Genomic DNA, 16578 nt, shown 5'->3' with positions numbered 1-16578 from the left:
TTGTAAAAAAGGGGCGAGGGGAACGGTGGGGAGACAGTGGGGAGGCAGTAAGGAGAAGGGCGGGGCAGCGGGTGTGGGAATTTTCCCGAAGGTTCGACGTGATTCAGGCCACTCATATATGGTTGTAGAAGTATAAGTCACGTTGAGGCTGCGGGCGCAGCGACCGAAATTGAGCCCGTTATTCACGTAAACACCCAGGTCAGACAACTGTCAGGACATGAACAAAGGGAGCAGCATGACGGAGTACACCTCTGAAGCCCTGTACACGATCGACGAGCACGAGACCTGCCTAACGGCAGTCCGTGACCTTGGCGCCGAGTCCCCGGATGGGGTGCTGTTTAAGCGCCCGAAGAACTTCGACTGGGTGGACGTCACCGTTTCCCAGTTCCTGGACGACGTGTACTCGGTAGCCAAGGGCCTGGTTGCAAATGGGATCGAGCAGGGCGACCGCGTGGTTATCATGTCCGACACTCGCTACGAGTGGACCGTGCTGGACTACGGTATTTGGGCTGCCGGCGGCATCACCGTGCCGATCTACCCGTCCTCTTCCACCTCCCAGTGTGAGTGGATCGTGGGGAACTCCGGCGCGAAGTTAGCGGTCTCCGAAAAGTCTGGCCACACCACCCGCCTAAAGACGTTCGTCAAGGAAGGCGACCGCCCAGAGGGTGATACCTCCGCGCACCTCAACCGCGTGCTGGAGATCAATAGCGGCGCCATCGACATCCTGGTTAACGACGGCAAGGAAGCCGGCATCGAGCAGGACGTCCTGGAAGAGCGCATTGCCAACACCCGCCACGATGACGTTGCCTCCATCGTTTACACCTCCGGCACCACCGGCCGCCCGAAGGGCTGCAAGCTGACCCACCACAACTGGCTGGCTGAGGCCCGTGCCATCCTGACCCACCCGGTCGGCCGTGCCGCTGCTTTCGGTTACCGCAAGCTGACGTTCCTGCCGCTGGCGCACGTGTTCTCCCGCGCGATGGCACACGCTGCCACCGTCGGCGGCGCTACCCAGACCCACTGGAGCGACATGAGCACCCTGGTTGCCGAGTTCCAACGCACCAAGCCGAACCTGATCTGCTCTGTGCCGCGCATCTTTGAGAAGGTTCACGCGGGCGTGAAGTCCAAGGCTACGGACGGCGGTGGCGTCAAGGCTAAGATCTTCAACTTCGCAGAGCGCGCCGCAGTCGACTACTCGAAGGCTCTCGATACCGACGAGGGACCATCGCTGAAGCAGAAGATCGACCGCGCTATCGGCGACAAGCTGGTTTACTCCAAGGTCCGCGAGGCTATGGGTGGTGAGCTGGATTACGCGATCTCCGGTGGCTCCGCACTGAACCCGGAGCTTATGCACTTCTTCCGTGGCGTGGGCGTGACCCTGTACGAGGGCTACGGCCTGACTGAGTGCACCGCCGCAGCCTGCACCAACTTCGCCCCGGACAACATCATCGGCACCGTCGGCCGCCCGTTGGGCGGTATCACTGTCAAGATTGACGACGACGGCGAGATCCTACTGAAGGGCGACATGGTTTTCGCCGGCTACTGGGAGAACGAGGAGGCCACCAACGAGTCCTTCAATGAGGACGGCTTCTACCGCACGGGCGACCTGGGCAAGCTGCTACCCACCGGCCACCTGAAGATCACCGGACGCAAGAAGGAAATCATCGTCACCGCCGGTGGTAAGAACGTCTCGCCCGGACCGATGGAGGACATCCTGCGCTCCGCCCCGCTGATCTCCCAGGCCATGGTCGTTGGCGACGATCAGAAGTTCGTCGGCGCTCTGATCTCCCTGGACGAGGAAGCTGCCAAGAAGTGGAAGGAAAACAACGGCATCGCCGAGAACGTCTCCATCCGCGAGCTGGCGAAGAACCCAGTTCTGCGCTCCGAAATTCAGGATGCGATCAACGAGGCCAACGCCACTGTCTCCCACGCTGAGGGCATCAAGAAGTTCCGCATCGTCCACCGCGACTTCACTGAGGAGAACGACGAGGTTACCCCGTCGCTGAAGCTGAAGCGCTTCGTCGTGGCGAAGAACTTCGCCGACGATATCGCCTGGATCTACAACTCAAAGTAAGTTAAGAAATCCGCTTCACGACACCGGCCACGCCTCCGCGCGTGACCGGTGTTCTTGTTTTAGAGTTGTCTGCGGTATCAACCAACACATGGGCTGTGACGAGCCCAGGGGAGAGGAGAACGCGTGCACTACGATGCTGCCCTGCGCGTTCGCGAGCTCACCCAAAATATCTACGACATTGGCGACGAGATCGCTGATTACATCAACCACGTCTCTCAGGCCATCGCCGATTGGGATGCCGACCTGGTGGAAGACTGCCTGCTGGAGCTGGAGGAAATTGTTGCGGAGGGGCGCGCTGAGGTGCGCCCTGGCCTGTCCGAGCTCAACGGCCTGCGCCAGGCTTTCGTCTCCGGTGTGCGCGCCGGCAGCATGTCGGGCGTGACTCCCTCGCGCACCCCTCGCGCCCTCGGCGGCAGCGTTGCGCGCGGCAGCGACTACCCGCACCCGGGTCGCACCTTGAGCTTTATGCACAAAAAGCCCGGTGCGTCCGCTCGCCGTCCTCTTTCTGACGCCACCACCCCAACCGCCGCCGGCGCTAGCGACCCGCGCAGCGTCCGTGACGCGGAGTTCGCTGAGGCTTCCGCCGAGCACGCTCCGGCAACGATGGCCTCCACGGCCTCCTGGCGCATGTGGCTGCGCGAGCAGGCCGAGCGTATCCGCGCGGACCTGCGCGAGGTGGAGGACTGGGTGATCAACCAGACGCAGTGCGCCCTGGAATCCCAGTCCGTCTTGCTGCCGCAGGCATACGTGAAGGCAGAGCAGCGCACTATCGAGCTGGTGGGCCACTGGCGGGAGGTTATCGCCCGCCAGCCGGAGCTGGCCGCGGGCATGCGCGGCGAGGCGCCGCCGGAGTTTCTGGTGGAACGGGCCCGGGTCGAGGAGATCCTCGGCCGCCTGCAGCGGCGCAAGCGCGGCACTGCGGTCTAGCGCCAGGACCGCCAGCACTGCTAGTACTATGCACGTAGTATGCATGGCCTTTATATCCACGTTCCCTTTTGCTCCACCCGCTGTGGCTACTGCGATTTCAACACCTACACCCCGCAGGAGCTCAGCGCGGCCGATGGTGGCGCTGTAGAGGGCAACACCATCCCCGGCTACCTGGATGCCCTGGAACGCGAGCTAGAGGTCGCAGCCGAGGTGTGGGATTACCCCGGCGAGGTGCAGACTGTCTTCTTCGGTGGCGGCACGCCTTCCATGCTGGGGCACGAGGGGCTGGCCCGGGCGCTGAACGCCGCCCGTCGCACGGTGGGGTTGGCGGCGGACGCGGAGGTCACTACTGAGGCCAACCCGGAATCCACCAGCCCGGAGTTCTTCGCGGGCTTGCGTGAGGCCGGCTTCAACCGCATCTCCTTGGGCATGCAGTCCGCGATGGGGCATGTGCTAAAGGTGCTGGAGCGCCACCACACTCCGGGCCGCCCTATTGAGGCCACCCGCGAGGCCAAGCGGGCCGGTTTCGAGCACATCAACCTGGACGTCATCTACGGCACTCCCACCGAGACCGATGACGACCTGCGGCGCACTCTCGACGCCGTGCTGGAAGCGGACGTCGACCACGTCTCCGCCTACTCCCTGATCGTGGAGGACGGCACGGCCATGGCACGCAAGGTACGGCGCGGCGAGCTGCCCGCCCCGGACGAAGACACTCTGGCGGATCGTTATGACGCCATCGACGCCCGCCTGCGCCAGGCCGGTTTTCACTGGTACGAGGTCTCTAACTGGGCTAAACCCGGCGGCGAATGTCAGCACAACCTGATCTATTGGCGCTCCGGGCAGTGGTGGGGAGCAGGCCCCGGCGCCCACGGATGCGTGCGGCTGCGCGGGGAGGACATAAGCGAATCGGGCCTGGTGAGGTTGGTGAATGCGAAGCGTCCGGCGACCTATTGGAATGGGTTGCTGGGGGAGGCCGAAGGGGCGTCAATAAGAAAGGACGGCCTACCCGTTCCAGGGGCGGTGGTGGCGACCGAGCGCCTCAGCGACGACGACCTGCGCACAGAACAGGTGATGCTGCGGCTGCGCCTGGCCGAGGGGCTGGATCTGGCGGAGCTGGTGGGCGGAACCGGCAGTGCTCGCGGCGCTCAGAGTGCTAATCCTGCTCGGAACGCCGAGCTGGGGCAGGTGATCGAGCGTTATACGGGCCTGGGGCTGCTGGACAAGCGTGGCGAGCGCCTAAGATTGACGGATAAAGGGCGCTACCTGGCCGACGGGATCGTCACGGACATCGTGTTGGCGCTCGGGCTTTAAGGGTCAATCGAGAGCTAATCGAGGCTAATCGGACTCACGCGAGGAGTGAAGGATTTGTCGAGCGGAACTGAACACAGAAGGAACCAGGTGCTGCGGGCGATCGTCAGCGATTTCATCGCCTCGCACGAACCGGTGGGCTCGAAGATGCTGGTGGACAAGCACCAGCTGGGAGTTTCCTCTGCGACGATCCGCAACGACATGGCGGTGCTGGAAGCCGAGGGCTATATCACCCAACAGCACGCATCTTCCGGGCGCATCCCCACGGTGAAGGGCTACCGCCGCTTCGTGGACGGCATTAACGAGGTCAAGCCGCTAAGCACCCCTGAGCGCCGCGCCATCCTGGACTTCCTGGAACATGGCGTGGATCTAGAGGACGTTCTGCGCCGCAGCGTGCAGCTGCTTTCCCAGCTGACCCGCCAGGTGGCCGTGGTGCAGATGCCGGACCTGCGGCGCGGGCGGGTGAAGCACTGCGAGCTGGTGAAGCTGGGCAGCCACCGCATCCTGCTGGTGCTGATCACCGACACTGGGCGCGTGGACCAGCGCAACGTGGACCTGGGGCAGCCGATCAGCGACGACGACCTGCCGCGGCTGCGCGACCTGGTGAACTCCGCGATGGTGGGGCGCACCCTCGACGACGCATGCACGAACATCGCCGCGCTGGCGAACGAGGCCAAGGGCAACAGCATGCCCGAGGAGCTGCGCGACGTGGCACTCGTGGTGACGACCGTGCTGGTGGAGACTCTGCTGGAGCGCCCGAACGACCGGCTGATCCTGGCGGGCACGCCCAACCTGATGCGCACCAACGAGCTCAGCCCCGTGGTGGAGGCCCTGGAAGAGCAGGTGGTGGTGCTGAAGCTGCTGAATAGCGTGCGCGACCTGCAGGTGCAGGTGAGCATCGGCGAGGAGAATGAGGACGAGGAGCTGCGCGGCGCATCCGTCGTATCCGCCGGCTACGGCAACGCCAATGCGGTGCTCGGCGGAATGGGAGTGGTGGGGCCAACCCACCTGGACTACTCCGGCACCATTTCCTCTGTGACGGCCGTGGCGCACTACGTCTCGCGGATTTTGAGCGAAGAGTAGGAATAGTAGGATAGTGCAGTTGGTTAAGCACTAAAGACTGCAAGCAACTTCAAGACAGACGTGAAAAGGACCCGCTGAACGTGGCTCGAGACTATTACGGAATCCTCGGTGTGGATCGCGACGCTACGGACGCCGAAATTAAGAAGGCGTACCGCCGCCTGGCGCGCAAGTACCACCCGGACGTCAACCCCTCTGAGGAGGCTGCGGAGAAGTTCCGCGAGGCCTCCCTGGCTCAGGAGGTGCTGACGAACCCGCAGAAGCGCCAGATCGTGGACGCTGGTGGCGACCCGGAGGAGCAGGGCTTCGGCCAGCCGGGTGGCGGCGGATTTGGGGGCTTCTCCGGCGGCGGCCTGGGCGACATCTTCGACGCATTCTTCGGCGGTGGCGGCGGCGCACGCGGCCCGCGCGAGTCCCGCGTGCGCCGCGGTAACGATGCCCTGGTGCACCTGGAGGCCACGCTGGAGGAGATCTACGCGGGCATCGACCGCGAGATCACCGTGGAAACCGCCGTGCTGTGCGACGTGTGCGACGGCTCGGGCTCGGCCTCCAAGGCCGCACCTGTGACCTGCCCGACCTGTCAGGGCGCGGGCGAAGTCATGGAGCTGCAGAATTCCATGCTGGGCCGCGTGCAGGTCCGCCGCGCCTGCCACCGCTGCGCGGGCACCGGCGAGGTCATCGAGGACCCGTGTGAGAACTGCGCGGGCGACGGGCGCGTGCGCGACCGCCAGACCCTCAAGGTTTCCATCCCCGCCGGCATTTCCGACGGCATGCGCCTGCGCATGAGCGGCAAGGGCGAGGTCGGCCCCGGCGGCGGCCCGGCTGGCGACCTGTACGTGGAGGTGCACACCACCGAGCACCCGTACTTCATCCGCGAGTCCGACGATCTGCACGTGAATCTACAGGTGCCGGCGGTAGACGCAGCCCTGGGTACTTCCGTGGAGGTCAAGCTGCTGGACGATTCCATCGCAACCGTGGACATCGCGCCGGGCACCCAGCCGGATGCCACCATTCGCCTGTCCGAAAAGGGCATGCCGCACCTGCGCCGCGAGGGCCACGGTTCCCTGATCGCCCACGTGGAGGTCATGATCCCCACTGACCTCAACCACAAGCAGCGCGACCTGCTGGAGAAGCTGCGCGAGGCCAGCTCCCAGAACGCTGGCGTGGCTTCGAAGGACGAGTCCCACAGCGGCTTCTTCTCCCGCCTGCGCTCGAAGTTTGGCCGCTAACCCATGACGGATCCGGTGTTCATCCACCCCATCCCCGAGCCGGTCGCGGTCGGGGATCGTTTCCGCCTGACCGGCGCGGAGGCCAAGCACGCTTCCGTCAAGCGCCTCGAGGTGGGCGAGGGGTTGGTCATCACCGATGGCGCTGCGCGCGCCGTGCAAGGATCTTTTCTTGGTGACGCCACCGTGGAGGTCGCCGACATTCTCGAGCTGCCCACCCCGAACCCACGGGTGACGGTGGTACAGGCGATTCCAAAGTCCGACCGGGCGGAGCTGGCCGTGGATCTGGCGGTGCAGGCGGGCGCGGATCGGATTGTGCCGTGGGCCGCCCGCAGGGCTATCGCCAAGTGGGACGGCAAGGAGGCCAAGGCGCACGCGAAGTGGGAGAACGCCGCCCGGGCGGCCGCCAAGCAGTCCCGCCGCCTGCAGATCCCGGAGGTTACCCAGCTGGTGCGTAGCCCGCAGGAGCTGGCACGGGTGCTGGGGCTGGGGGAGGCCGGCACCGCTGCGAGCGGTGTCGGTGGTGGCAGCGGCAGCGACACCGGCGCCGTCCGCGTGCTGGTGCTGCATGAGGAGGCCACCGAGCCGCTGCCCGCGGCCGTCAGCGCGGCGGTGAATGCCGCCAGCGCCAAAGGCAGCGAAGCTGCCGCCACCGAGATCGCCCTCGTCGTCGGCCCCGAGGGCGGCATCAGCCCGGAGGAACTCGCCGAGTTCGAGCAGCTGGGGGCCACCCCGGTCCGCCTGGGGCCGGAAGTTCTGCGCACTGCCACCGCTGCAGCCGTTGCGCTGGGAGCCATCGGCGCTGTCACGGACCGTTGGCGGTAGGATCGATACACATGACGTCACCCAACTCCGCTAGGTCACCGCGCCTCCGCGTAGCCAGCTCTACCGTGGAGCTCGACCCGGAATCGGTTCTGGCCGTCGCCGGACCGGCAGATGAGAACCTGCGGGTGCTGGAGCATGCTTTCGACGCGGACATCCTGACCCGCGGCAACCGCGTGACGATCCGCGGCGAGGCCTCCGAGGTCTCCCAGGCCCGACGGGTGTTGCAGGAGATGATCAACCTGGTCAGCCGCGGCCATGCGGTGGATCCGGCCGCCACGAAGCGCGCGATCACCCTGGTGGAGGAACAAGCCCCGGCGCTCGTTTCCAGCAGCGATTCCGCACCCATCGTTTCCTACCGTGGCAAGACGGTGCGCCCGAAGACCCCCGGCCAGCAGGAATACGTGGAGGCCATCGACGAGGACGCGATCGTGTTCGGCATCGGCCCGGCCGGTACGGGTAAGACGTATCTGGCGATGGCCAAGGCGGTGCAGGCACTGCAGGCTAAGGATGTCAATCGCATCATCCTGACCCGCCCGGCAGTGGAGGCAGGGGAGAAGCTGGGCTTTCTGCCCGGCACGCTGAGCGACAAGATCGACCCCTACCTGCGCCCGCTGCACGATGCGCTGCGGGAGATGGTGGATCCGGAGACGATTCCCCGACTGATGGATACCGGCGTGATCGAGGTCGCGCCCCTGGCCTACATGCGAGGCCGCACGCTCAACGATTCCTTCGTGGTTTTGGACGAGGCGCAGAACACCACCCCGGCGCAGATGAAGATGTTCCTCACCCGCCTGGGCTTTGGATCCAAGATGGTGGTCACCGGCGACCTGAGCCAGGTGGACCTGCCGAACCGTCAGGAGTCCGGCCTGAAGGTGGCTCGCCAGGTTCTGCAGGGCGTGGATGGCGTGTCGATCATCAACTTGGATTCCGACGACGTGGTGCGCCACCGGCTGGTCTCCAAGATCGTGGAGGCCTATGGCACCTACGAGCTGGACAATGAGATCTAACGGAAATCTAGCAACAATCTAGCGGCAAGCACGAACTACCAAAGGCAAGCACCCAATGAGCATCGAAGTTTTTAACGAATCCGGCCGCGGCGAGGTCAACGAGGAAGAGCTGATCGACGTTGCCCGCTACGCACTGTGGACCCTCGACGTCCACCCGGCCGCCGAGCTATCTATCCACATCGTGGACCTGGAAACCATTGAGGACCTGCACGTTAGGTGGATGGATCTGCCCGGCCCTACCGATGTGATGAGCTTTCCTATGGACGAATTGACGCCAGGTTGGGGCCGCAAGGATGCGGCGGAACCCTCCCCGGCGATGCTGGGCGACATCATGCTGTGCCCCGACTTTGCCGAAGGGCAGGCGACCCGTGCGGGCCACTCCCTGGCTCACGAGCTCGACCTGCTGACCGTCCACGGGGTGCTGCACCTGCTGGGCTTCGACCACGTCACCCCGGAGGACGAGCAGAAAATGTTCTCCCTGCAAAATGAGATCCTGGCGAACTGGTACGACTCCCAGGAGGAGCGCGGCGTGAGTTTCGCCCCGAAACCGACCGGCGCCGGGGCCTTCCCCAGCGCCGCGGACCGCGACGATACCCAGAACTAGAACCCACCCAAACCCAGGAAGACCTAGAAGCTTCGAAAGATGACGATCGACATCCCCTTATCCATCCCCTTTGCGATTCTCGCGCTCTTCCTGGGAGGTGTGCTGTCGCTGGTGGAAACGGCAGTGTCCTCACTCTCCGCGGCGCGGGTGGAGAACCTGGTGAAGGAGGATCGCCCGGGCGCGGCCCGGCTGGAGCGGGTGCTCCAGGGGCGGGCTGGCCACATTAACCTGCTGGTGCTGCTCCGCACCATCTGCGAGGTCTCCGGCGCGGTGCTGGCCGCCGCTGCGTGTGTGGAGCTGATGGGCTCGCGCGGCTGGGCATTCGCCACCGCCATCGTGATCGTCACGCTGCTGACGTTCATCCTGATCGGCGTACTTTCCCGCACGCTCGGCCGGCAAAACCCGTACACCATTAGCCTGGCGACTGCCCCGATCCTGCTGGGCCTATCCAAGCTGCTGGGCCCCATCGCCAAGCTGCTGGTCGGCGCCGGTAACGTGCTGACCCCCGGCCGGGGCTTCCGCAATGGTCCCTTCGCCTCCGAAATCGAGCTGCGCGAGATGGTGGACATCGCCTCCGAACGCGGCGTGGTGGAGATGGACGAGCGACGGATGATCCAATCCGTCTTCGACCTCGCCGACACCTCGGCGCGCTCCGTGATGGTGCCGCGGCCAGAGATGGTGTGGATCGAGGCTGACAAGACCGCCGGCCAAGCCACCAGCCTGTGCGTGCGTACCGGTCTTTCCCGCCTGCCCGTGGTGGGCGATGACGTAGACGACATTGTGGGCGTCATTTACCTCAAAGACCTCATCGCAGAGACCTATCACATGACCGACGGCGGTAGCTCCATCCGCGTGCGGGACTGCATGCGGCCTGCCGTGTTTGTGCCGGACTCGAAGAAGCTGGACGACCTGCTGGAGGACATGCAGCGCGACCAGATCCACATCGCCATGCTCATCGACGAATACGGTGCAGTGGCGGGGCTGATCTCTATTGAGGACATCCTGGAGGAGATCGTCGGCGAGATCACCGACGAATACGACACCTCGGAGCAGGCGCCGATCGAGCCGCTGGAGGACGGCAGCTACCGAGTGCAGGCGCGCTTGTCGCTGGAGGAGCTCGAGGAGCTATTCGAGGACGTGGAGTTCAGCGAAGAGCAGCACGAGGAAGTGGATACCGTCTACGGCCTCGGAGCCTTCGAGCTGGGCAGGGTGCCGATCCCAGGGGCGGAAATCTCCACCACCGGTCTGCATCTTCGCTACGAGGGCGGGCGCGACCGCCGTGGGCGCGTGAAGATCCGTACCGCCGTGGTGACCCGCGAGCAGCAGGTGGAAGGCACTGGTGATGCTGGCCGCGTTGGTGAGGTGGCGGAAGGGATGGCCGTGGCGGCGTCCACAAGAAACAGCCCCCAAGATAAAGCCCAAGAGAAAACCCAAGACAAGAGCGCTAGCGATAAAGGGCAGCAATAAGGGATACTTGATGACCATGAACGATCCTTATATCCCCGACGATCCCTTCGACCCGGGCGCGGGAATGCCCGAGGGGGCGGGAGTGGCGCCCGAAGAAATGGAAGTGCCGGAGGAATACCGCGCACCCGAGGGCTTCCGCTCCGGGTTCGTCAGCTTCGTGGGGCGGCCGAACACCGGCAAGTCCACCCTGACGAACGCACTGGTGGGGGAGAAGATCGCCATCACCGCCGACCAGCCGGAAACCACGCGCCACCCGATCCGCGGTATCGTCCACCGCGAAGATGCGCAGATCATTCTGGTGGACACTCCCGGCCTGCACCGGCCCCGCACACTGCTTGGCGAGCGGCTGAACGAAGTGGTGAAGGAAACGTACTCGGATGTGGACGTCATCGCCATGTGCGTGCCGGCGGACGAGAAGATCGGCCCGGGGGATCGCTGGATTGTGGACGCCGTGCGTTCCGTCGCGCCGAAAACTCCGCTGATCGGTGTGGTGACGAAGCTGGACAAGGTTTCCAAGGACCAGGTCGGTGCGCAACTGCTGGCACTGCACGAACTGCTGGACGGGGCGGACGTGGTGCCAGTTTCCTCCACCAAGCAGGTGCAGCTGGACGTGCTGCTGGACGTACTGCGCGACCAGCTGCCGGAGGGGCCGAAGTTCTACCCGGACGACCACGTAACCGACGACGATCGCGATACCCGCATGGCCGAGCTGATCCGCGAAGCTGCGCTGGAGGGGTTGCACGACGAGCTGCCGCACTCCGTGGCCGTGCAGATCGAGGAGGTCGTGCCGAACCCGCAGCGCGAGGGCGTGCTGGACGTGCACGCGGTGATTTACGTGGAGCGCGAAGGCCAGATGGCGATCCTGCGGGGCAAGGACGGGCGGCGCCTGTCGCGCATCGTCCACCGCTCACGGTTGGAAATCGTGAAGATGTTGGACCAGAACATCTATCTGGACGTGCACATTAAGGTGGCGAAGAACTGGCAGTCGGATCCGAAGCAGTTGGGGCGGATGGGGTTCTAGCGGCTTGGTCTTGACCTGGGACTGAACTGGGCTTGACCGATTTTCTTGGTGCTGAGCCGGTGCACGGACGTGAAGTGCGATAGTTTGGTCTAGACCTTGATCTTGAACATTCGTGGCGCATGGCGCGCCCCTAACCAGGCGCATGGATTGCGCCGCTAGGAAGGGCAACTAGTGACAACTCCGTCTAACCCCTACGGTTCCGATGATTCCGGCAAGCACTCGGCGGACGGTGTTGGCAGCAATGGCGCTGGCGACAACGGCACTGCAAACAACGGTGCAGCCGATAACGGCGGCCTGAACAACGGTTACGGACAGGACCAGACGCAGGACTACTCCCAGGGCTTCGGCCAGTACGGCCAGGACCAGTATGGTCAGAGCCAGCAGGGCCAGTACGGTTCTTATGGTCAGGACCAGTTTGGCCAGCAGGATCAGTACTCTCAGCCGAGCTCCTACGGCCAGCCTGGCCAGCCGAGCCAGTACGACACGAACCAGTTCGACCAGAACCAGTTCGGCCAGCAGGAGCCCTGGGGACAGCAGAACCAGCCGCAGGGCGCGGCCGGTTTCCAGGCTTACCCGAACCAGCAGATGACCAACTCGACGGGCGCTGACAAGGACGGCTTCTTCGCCGCCCTGTTCGACTTCAGCTTTAAGCGCTACGTCACCCCGTCGGTGGTGAAGGTGCTGTACATCCTGTCGATGATCGGCGTTGGTCTATTCGTGCTGCTGGCTATCATCGGCTTCTTGGTAGGGATGGCGCAGGACGCTTCCGTAATCATCCTGGCGCTCATCGGCATCCCGCTGGTGCTGCTCGGTGCCGTGGTGTCGCTGGCGTTCTACCGCGTTGCGCTGGAGGTCGCTGTGTCCATCATCCGCACTGCGCAGTCGGTGCAGTCTATCGACGAGCGACAGGCGCGTAACTCGACCAACGGGAGCTAGCCGATGGGAAACGAATCTTTTCTTTCCGGGCTCTTCGACATTAACTTTGAAAAGTACACGACCCGTTCTTTCCTGCGAGTGCTTTACATCCTCGCCACGATCGTGATCGGTCTGTACCTGCTGTTCTCTTTGATCGGAACCTGGACCAATAGTTCCTTCCTCGAGTTCTATGCCTACGCCTCCTCCGGTCAAGACGGAGCTTATGTGAAGTTCAATCTGAGCGGCGGGGATTCCGTTGGAGCCAAGCTGATTTCCTCCGTGGTTTCTATCTTCCAGTCGATCGTTAACCTGGCGATTGTTCGCGTCGTCCTGGAGGTCTTCGCGGCGCTGACCAGCACTTCCGCCGCGTGGGCTCGCATCAAGCAGCGGGGCATGTCCGCCTAGCTTGTCTTAGCCCGATCACGTTGCAGCAAGCGCTATACTTGCTGCCTATGAGTAGAAGGTCTCGTCCCAGCTTCCGGGACGAGGCCTTTGTGCTTCGCACCTACAAACTGGGCGAGGCCGACCTGATCCTCGTCCTGCTCACCAAGGATAATGGCCTGATCCGTGCCGTAGCCAAGGGCATCCGCAAAACCCGCTCCCGTTTCGGCGCCCGGCTGGACCGTTTTTCCTGCGTTGACGTGCAGGTTTATCCCGGCCGTTCCTTGGCCAACGTCACCGATGCCGCCACCGTCGCTACTTACGCCTCGCCGATCGTCGCGGATGTCGATCGCTTCTACGCGGGGGCGGCGATGCTGGAGATGGCTCAGGTTTTTGCCGCCGAGCCCTCGTCGGCGCACTCGATCTTTTTTCTTCTGGACGCCGCACTCCAGCAGCTAACCACCTCAGCTCTACCGCCGGTCAGCGTGGCCGACGAGTTCGTGCTGCATGGCCTGGAAGTCGCCGGCTGGGAGCCGAGCCTGGTCGACTGCGCGCAGTGCGGCAAGCGCGGCCCCCACCGGGCGTTCCACCCGGGGGCCGGGGGCGCGGTGTGCGTGACGTGCAGGCCCCCGGGTGCATTCACGCCGCCGTCGGCGGCGGTACACGCCCTGTGGCTGCTGAAGAAGGGGCGTCACGAACAAGCAGCCCACGTATTCCGCGACCAGCAGGGACAAGACATCGCGGCACAATCGCATCGCCTGCTGTTGGCACACGTGCGGCAGCAGCTGGAGGTAGGCTGCCCGGCTTACGCAGCGCTATAGGGTTAGTGGTGCGCGTGTGGCAATATAGTACGGGTGAGTAGCACTGATTATCCGCACGTGGACCGTTCCGAGATTCCGCCGGAGCTCCGCCCGAAGCACATTGCGCTGGTGATGGACGGCAACGGGCGCTGGGCCGAGGAGCGCGGCATGGTCCGCACCGAGGGGCACCGCCGCGGCGAGGCGGTGCTGATGTCTTTGGTTGAGGAGTGCATCGAGCTGGGTGTGGACTACCTCTCCGCCTATGCGTTCTCCACCGAAAACTGGCGCCGGTCGGCCGAAGAGGTGCGCTTTTTGATGGGATTTAACCGCGACGTGCTGCGCCGCCAGCGCGACTACTTGAACAGCCTGGGCGTGCGGATCCGCTGGGTGGGGCGCCGTCCGCGCCTGTGGCGTAGCGTGATTGCAGAACTGGAACAGGCCGAGGAGCTGACGAAGAACAACACGACCATGACCTTGGGCATGTGCGTGAACTACGGCGGCCGGGCGGAGATCGCGGACGCGGCGCGTTGGATCGCAGAGGACGTGAAGGCCGGTCGGCTGAAGCCCCGGCAGGTGAACGAGAAGACTTTCGCCCGCTACCTGGACGAGCCGGACATGCCGGACGTGGATCTGTTCCTGCGGCCGTCGGGTGAGATGCGAACCTCGAACTTCCTGCCCTGGCAGTCCACCTATGCGGAGATGGTGTACCAGGACGTGCTGTTCCCGGATTACACGCCGAACCATCTGCGGACGGCGGTGCTGGAGTTTGCGAAGCGCGATAGGCGCTTTGGAGGTGTGAAGTGAGCGACGTGACCGGCGCTAACGGGGCGGATGCCGCTGAGCAGCCCGAGGAGCAGGCCGGGCAGATAGGCCAGGCCGAACAGGCCGAGCAGCCGCAGCCGCAGCCGACGAAGCGTCAGATCGCCCGCTGGCAGCAGTACCTGGCTAACGAGCGTGCCGAGGGTGCCGTGTACCGCGAGCTGGCGCGCAAGAAGACCGGTGAGGAGCGTGCCATCCTCCTGGGGCTGGCGGAGGCAGAGGCGCGTCACGAGGCCTATTGGAAGAACCGCCTCGGCGAATACGTGGGCCTGCCGCGCAAGGCAAGCCTGGATACCCGCATGAAGGCCTGGATGGCGCGGCGCTTCGGGTCGGTATTCGTATTGGCTTTGATGCAATCCTCGGAGCAGCGGAACGAATACATCTCTGATGATGACGCCGCCGACCAGCTTGCGGCGGACGAGGCGATTCACGCCGAGGTTGTCCGTGGGCTGGCCGCGCGCGGGCGCGCCCGCATGTCGGGCGATTTCCGTGCGGCGATCTTCGGCGCGAACGATGGCCTGGTTTCGAACCTGGCGCTGGTGCTGGGCATGGTCGGCACGGGCGGATCCTCTCACCTGGTGCTGGTCACCGGCATCGCTGGCCTGCTGGCTGGCGCGCTGTCGATGGCAGCGGGCGAGTATGTATCCGTGACCTCGCAGAAGGAGCTGCTGGGCGCGAATGCCCCGGACCCGAACGCCAGCCGTTCGCTGCCGAACCTGGACGTGAACCAGAACGAGCTGGCGCTGGTGTACCGCGCCCGCGGCATGAGCGAGCAGGAGGCCGCCGACCGCGCCCGCCGCGTTTTCGATTCCATCATCGAGACGAACCAGCCGGTGGGGGAGCAGGCTTTCGATGCAGAGAAGGTCGGTACCGTGTCCGCGCAGGGCGCCGGGGAGAGCATGGTGGAGCACGCGGCTCCCGAACACGAAGATGGTGGCTCCGGCTTGTCCGCTGCGGTCTCCAGCTTCTTCTGCTTCGCAGTCGGCGCTTTGATCCCGGTGCTGCCGTATATCTTCGGCTTGTCTGGATCCACCGCGGCGATTGTCTCCTGCGTGATGGTGGGGTTGGCCTTGATGTTTACCGGCTCTGTGGTGGGCTTGTTGTCTGGCGTGGAGCCGGGCCGACGCGCCTTGCGTCAATTGCTTATCGGTTTCGGCGCCGCCGGGGCGACGTACCTGCTCGGCTCGCTGTTTAACGTCTAGTTAGCTGGCGGATTTCTTCTGACAGTCCCCGCACAGGCCGAAGATCTCGGCGGTGTGGCCGGACTTTTCGTAGCCGAACTTCCTTGCGGTCTCCGCGGCCCAGTCCTCGACGGGGCCGCCGTCGATCTCCACGGTCCGGCGACAGGATGTGCACACCAGGTGATGGTGGTGGTCGTCGGTGGCGCAGGCGCGGTAGAGGGTCTCGCCGGAATCGTCGTAGAGCGTATCGATCGCGCCGGCTTCCGCCATCTGCTGCAACGTGCGGTACACGGTGGTCAGGCCGACCTTGTGGTCCTGGGCCGCGAGCTTCTGGTGGATGTCCTGGGCACTGCAGAACGTGGTGAGGCCTTCCAATAGCTCCGCCACAGCGCGTCGTTGGCGGGTGTTGCGCTGGCCGATCTTGGGAAGTTTGTTGGTAGCTGGGGTGCTCACGGTGAGCTCGCTCCTTGTGTTCTAAAGTGCTCTAAATGTGTGTTGCGTGGCAAATCAATGCTCTATTTGCGGCAGGTAACCTGCGGTAACTATCCACATTAGGGCTCTTGCCGGTAATTTTCAATAAGCTTTCGATAAGTTCTCCTAGGGCAGCTCCAGCGCGGCACGATAGCGGTGTGCAGTCGCCGCGTGGACGGTACAGATGCCACCAGAACCTAAGCCCGTACGCAACGGCGGCGGGCCGGAAAAATATGCCCAAATAATGTGCTCCGGACGCTTGACTTTCTAGAAACCCCCGGGCTAGATTTAAGGCAGTTCCCTTGGGAGCGTGCGTAATCCCCCCCTTCGCAGCTTCCAGCTAAAGGGAACAGGCCCCATTCTCTTTATGAGGAAAGCGTGGCCGGAACCCGCGGTATTTACCCCCCCCTAACCGCGGGTTCTTTTTTATGTTCACCCATTTTTGTGACGCCCCTTTCGACCGGCTGTA

At 64.2% G+C, this 16578-nt stretch carries 16 protein-coding genes; 15 read left to right on the top strand and 1 reads right to left on the bottom strand.

Annotated elements, in window-relative coordinates; all coding sequences use genetic code 11:
* Positions 1–235 precede the first annotated feature (235 nt).
* The 15 genes from Q0331_RS02990 (at position 236) to Q0331_RS02920 (ending at position 15659) form a co-directional block, all read left to right on the top strand.
* Complete coding sequence (locus Q0331_RS02990) at positions 236–2074, top strand: long-chain fatty acid--CoA ligase (protein ID WP_298074736.1); 1839 nt, start codon at positions 236–238, stop codon at positions 2072–2074.
* Between the two features lie 123 nt (positions 2075–2197).
* Positions 2198–3001, top strand: a complete 804-nt coding sequence (locus tag Q0331_RS02985; protein WP_298074734.1) for a hypothetical protein — start codon at positions 2198–2200, stop codon at positions 2999–3001.
* Between the two features lie 39 nt (positions 3002–3040).
* Positions 3041–4315 carry a radical SAM family heme chaperone HemW gene (gene hemW / locus Q0331_RS02980; RefSeq protein ID WP_298074732.1) on the top strand — a complete coding sequence of 425 codons (1275 nt, stop codon included), beginning with the start codon at positions 3041–3043 and terminating at the stop codon, positions 4313–4315.
* 54 nt (positions 4316–4369) lie between these two features.
* A complete protein-coding gene (gene hrcA, locus Q0331_RS02975; protein ID WP_298074730.1) occupies positions 4370–5395 on the top strand; it encodes a heat-inducible transcriptional repressor HrcA in 1026 nt (341 codons plus the stop codon).
* An 80-nt stretch (positions 5396–5475) separates the two neighbouring features.
* Positions 5476–6621: a molecular chaperone DnaJ gene (gene dnaJ / locus Q0331_RS02970; RefSeq protein ID WP_298074728.1), complete on the top strand. Its 1146-nt coding sequence runs from the start codon at positions 5476–5478 to the stop codon at positions 6619–6621.
* Positions 6622–6624: 3 nt separating this feature from the next.
* A complete protein-coding gene (locus Q0331_RS02965) occupies positions 6625–7443 on the top strand; it encodes a 16S rRNA (uracil(1498)-N(3))-methyltransferase (RefSeq protein WP_298074726.1) in 819 nt (272 codons plus the stop codon).
* A gap of 11 nt (positions 7444–7454) precedes the next feature.
* Positions 7455–8450 (top strand): PhoH family protein, encoded by a 996-nt coding sequence (locus Q0331_RS02960; protein WP_298074724.1) that lies wholly within the window; start codon positions 7455–7457, stop codon positions 8448–8450.
* A gap of 55 nt (positions 8451–8505) precedes the next feature.
* Positions 8506–9054 carry an rRNA maturation RNase YbeY gene (gene ybeY / locus Q0331_RS02955; RefSeq protein ID WP_298074723.1) on the top strand — a complete coding sequence of 183 codons (549 nt, stop codon included), beginning with the start codon at positions 8506–8508 and terminating at the stop codon, positions 9052–9054.
* 39 nt (positions 9055–9093) lie between these two features.
* Entirely contained in the window at positions 9094–10521 is a 1428-nt protein-coding gene (locus tag Q0331_RS02950; protein WP_298074721.1) for a hemolysin family protein, read from the top strand.
* A 64-nt stretch (positions 10522–10585) separates the two neighbouring features.
* Positions 10586–11542, top strand: a complete 957-nt coding sequence (gene era, locus Q0331_RS02945; RefSeq protein ID WP_298074742.1) for a GTPase Era — start codon at positions 10586–10588, stop codon at positions 11540–11542.
* Positions 11543–11713: 171 nt separating this feature from the next.
* On the top strand, positions 11714–12478 hold the full coding sequence (locus Q0331_RS02940) for a DUF4282 domain-containing protein (protein WP_298074719.1): 765 nt from the start codon (positions 11714–11716) through the stop codon (positions 12476–12478).
* 3 nt (positions 12479–12481) lie between these two features.
* Positions 12482–12862 carry a DUF4282 domain-containing protein gene (locus tag Q0331_RS02935; protein ID WP_298074717.1) on the top strand — a complete coding sequence of 127 codons (381 nt, stop codon included), beginning with the start codon at positions 12482–12484 and terminating at the stop codon, positions 12860–12862.
* 47 nt (positions 12863–12909) lie between these two features.
* Positions 12910–13659, top strand: coding sequence for a DNA repair protein RecO (gene recO / locus Q0331_RS02930; protein WP_298074715.1), 750 nt, complete (start codon positions 12910–12912; stop codon positions 13657–13659).
* A gap of 57 nt (positions 13660–13716) precedes the next feature.
* Complete coding sequence (locus tag Q0331_RS02925) at positions 13717–14442, top strand: isoprenyl transferase (RefSeq protein WP_298074740.1); 726 nt, start codon at positions 13717–13719, stop codon at positions 14440–14442.
* A 62-nt stretch (positions 14443–14504) separates the two neighbouring features.
* The gene (locus tag Q0331_RS02920) at positions 14505–15659 is read left to right on the top strand and encodes a VIT1/CCC1 transporter family protein (RefSeq protein ID WP_298074738.1); all 1155 of its coding nucleotides are present in this window, start codon (positions 14505–14507) and stop codon (positions 15657–15659) included.
* Here the strand turns inward: Q0331_RS02920 and Q0331_RS02915 are convergent, their stop codons facing one another.
* Entirely contained in the window at positions 15660–16091 is a 432-nt protein-coding gene (locus Q0331_RS02915) for a Fur family transcriptional regulator (RefSeq protein ID WP_298074713.1), read from the bottom strand.
* Positions 16092–16578 lie beyond the last annotated feature (487 nt).

The sequence above is a fragment of the uncultured Corynebacterium sp. genome, assembly GCF_937999985.1.
In the GTDB taxonomy this organism is placed as follows: Bacteria; Actinomycetota; Actinomycetes; order Mycobacteriales; family Mycobacteriaceae; genus Corynebacterium.
The sequence above is the reverse complement of the archived record's forward strand: the minus strand, read 5'-3'. Positions and strand labels throughout refer to the sequence as shown.

Excerpts from the sequence above, each read along its gene's own strand:
- era (WP_298074742.1), top strand. The coding sequence starts at position 10,586 with ATGCCCGAGGGGGCGGGAGTGGCGCCCGAAGAAATGGAAGTGCCGGAG.
- hemW (WP_298074732.1), top strand. The coding sequence starts at position 3,041 with ATGCATGGCCTTTATATCCACGTTCCCTTTTGCTCCACCCGCTGTGGC.
- ybeY (WP_298074723.1), top strand. The coding sequence starts at position 8,506 with ATGAGCATCGAAGTTTTTAACGAATCCGGCCGCGGCGAGGTCAACGAG.
- Q0331_RS02965 (WP_298074726.1), top strand. The coding sequence starts at position 6,625 with ATGACGGATCCGGTGTTCATCCACCCCATCCCCGAGCCGGTCGCGGTC.
- Q0331_RS02935 (WP_298074717.1), top strand. The coding sequence starts at position 12,482 with ATGGGAAACGAATCTTTTCTTTCCGGGCTCTTCGACATTAACTTTGAA.
- Q0331_RS02960 (WP_298074724.1), top strand. The coding sequence starts at position 7,455 with ATGACGTCACCCAACTCCGCTAGGTCACCGCGCCTCCGCGTAGCCAGC.
- recO (WP_298074715.1), top strand. The coding sequence starts at position 12,910 with ATGAGTAGAAGGTCTCGTCCCAGCTTCCGGGACGAGGCCTTTGTGCTT.
- Q0331_RS02990 (WP_298074736.1), top strand. The coding sequence starts at position 236 with ATGACGGAGTACACCTCTGAAGCCCTGTACACGATCGACGAGCACGAG.
- Q0331_RS02950 (WP_298074721.1), top strand. The coding sequence starts at position 9,094 with ATGACGATCGACATCCCCTTATCCATCCCCTTTGCGATTCTCGCGCTC.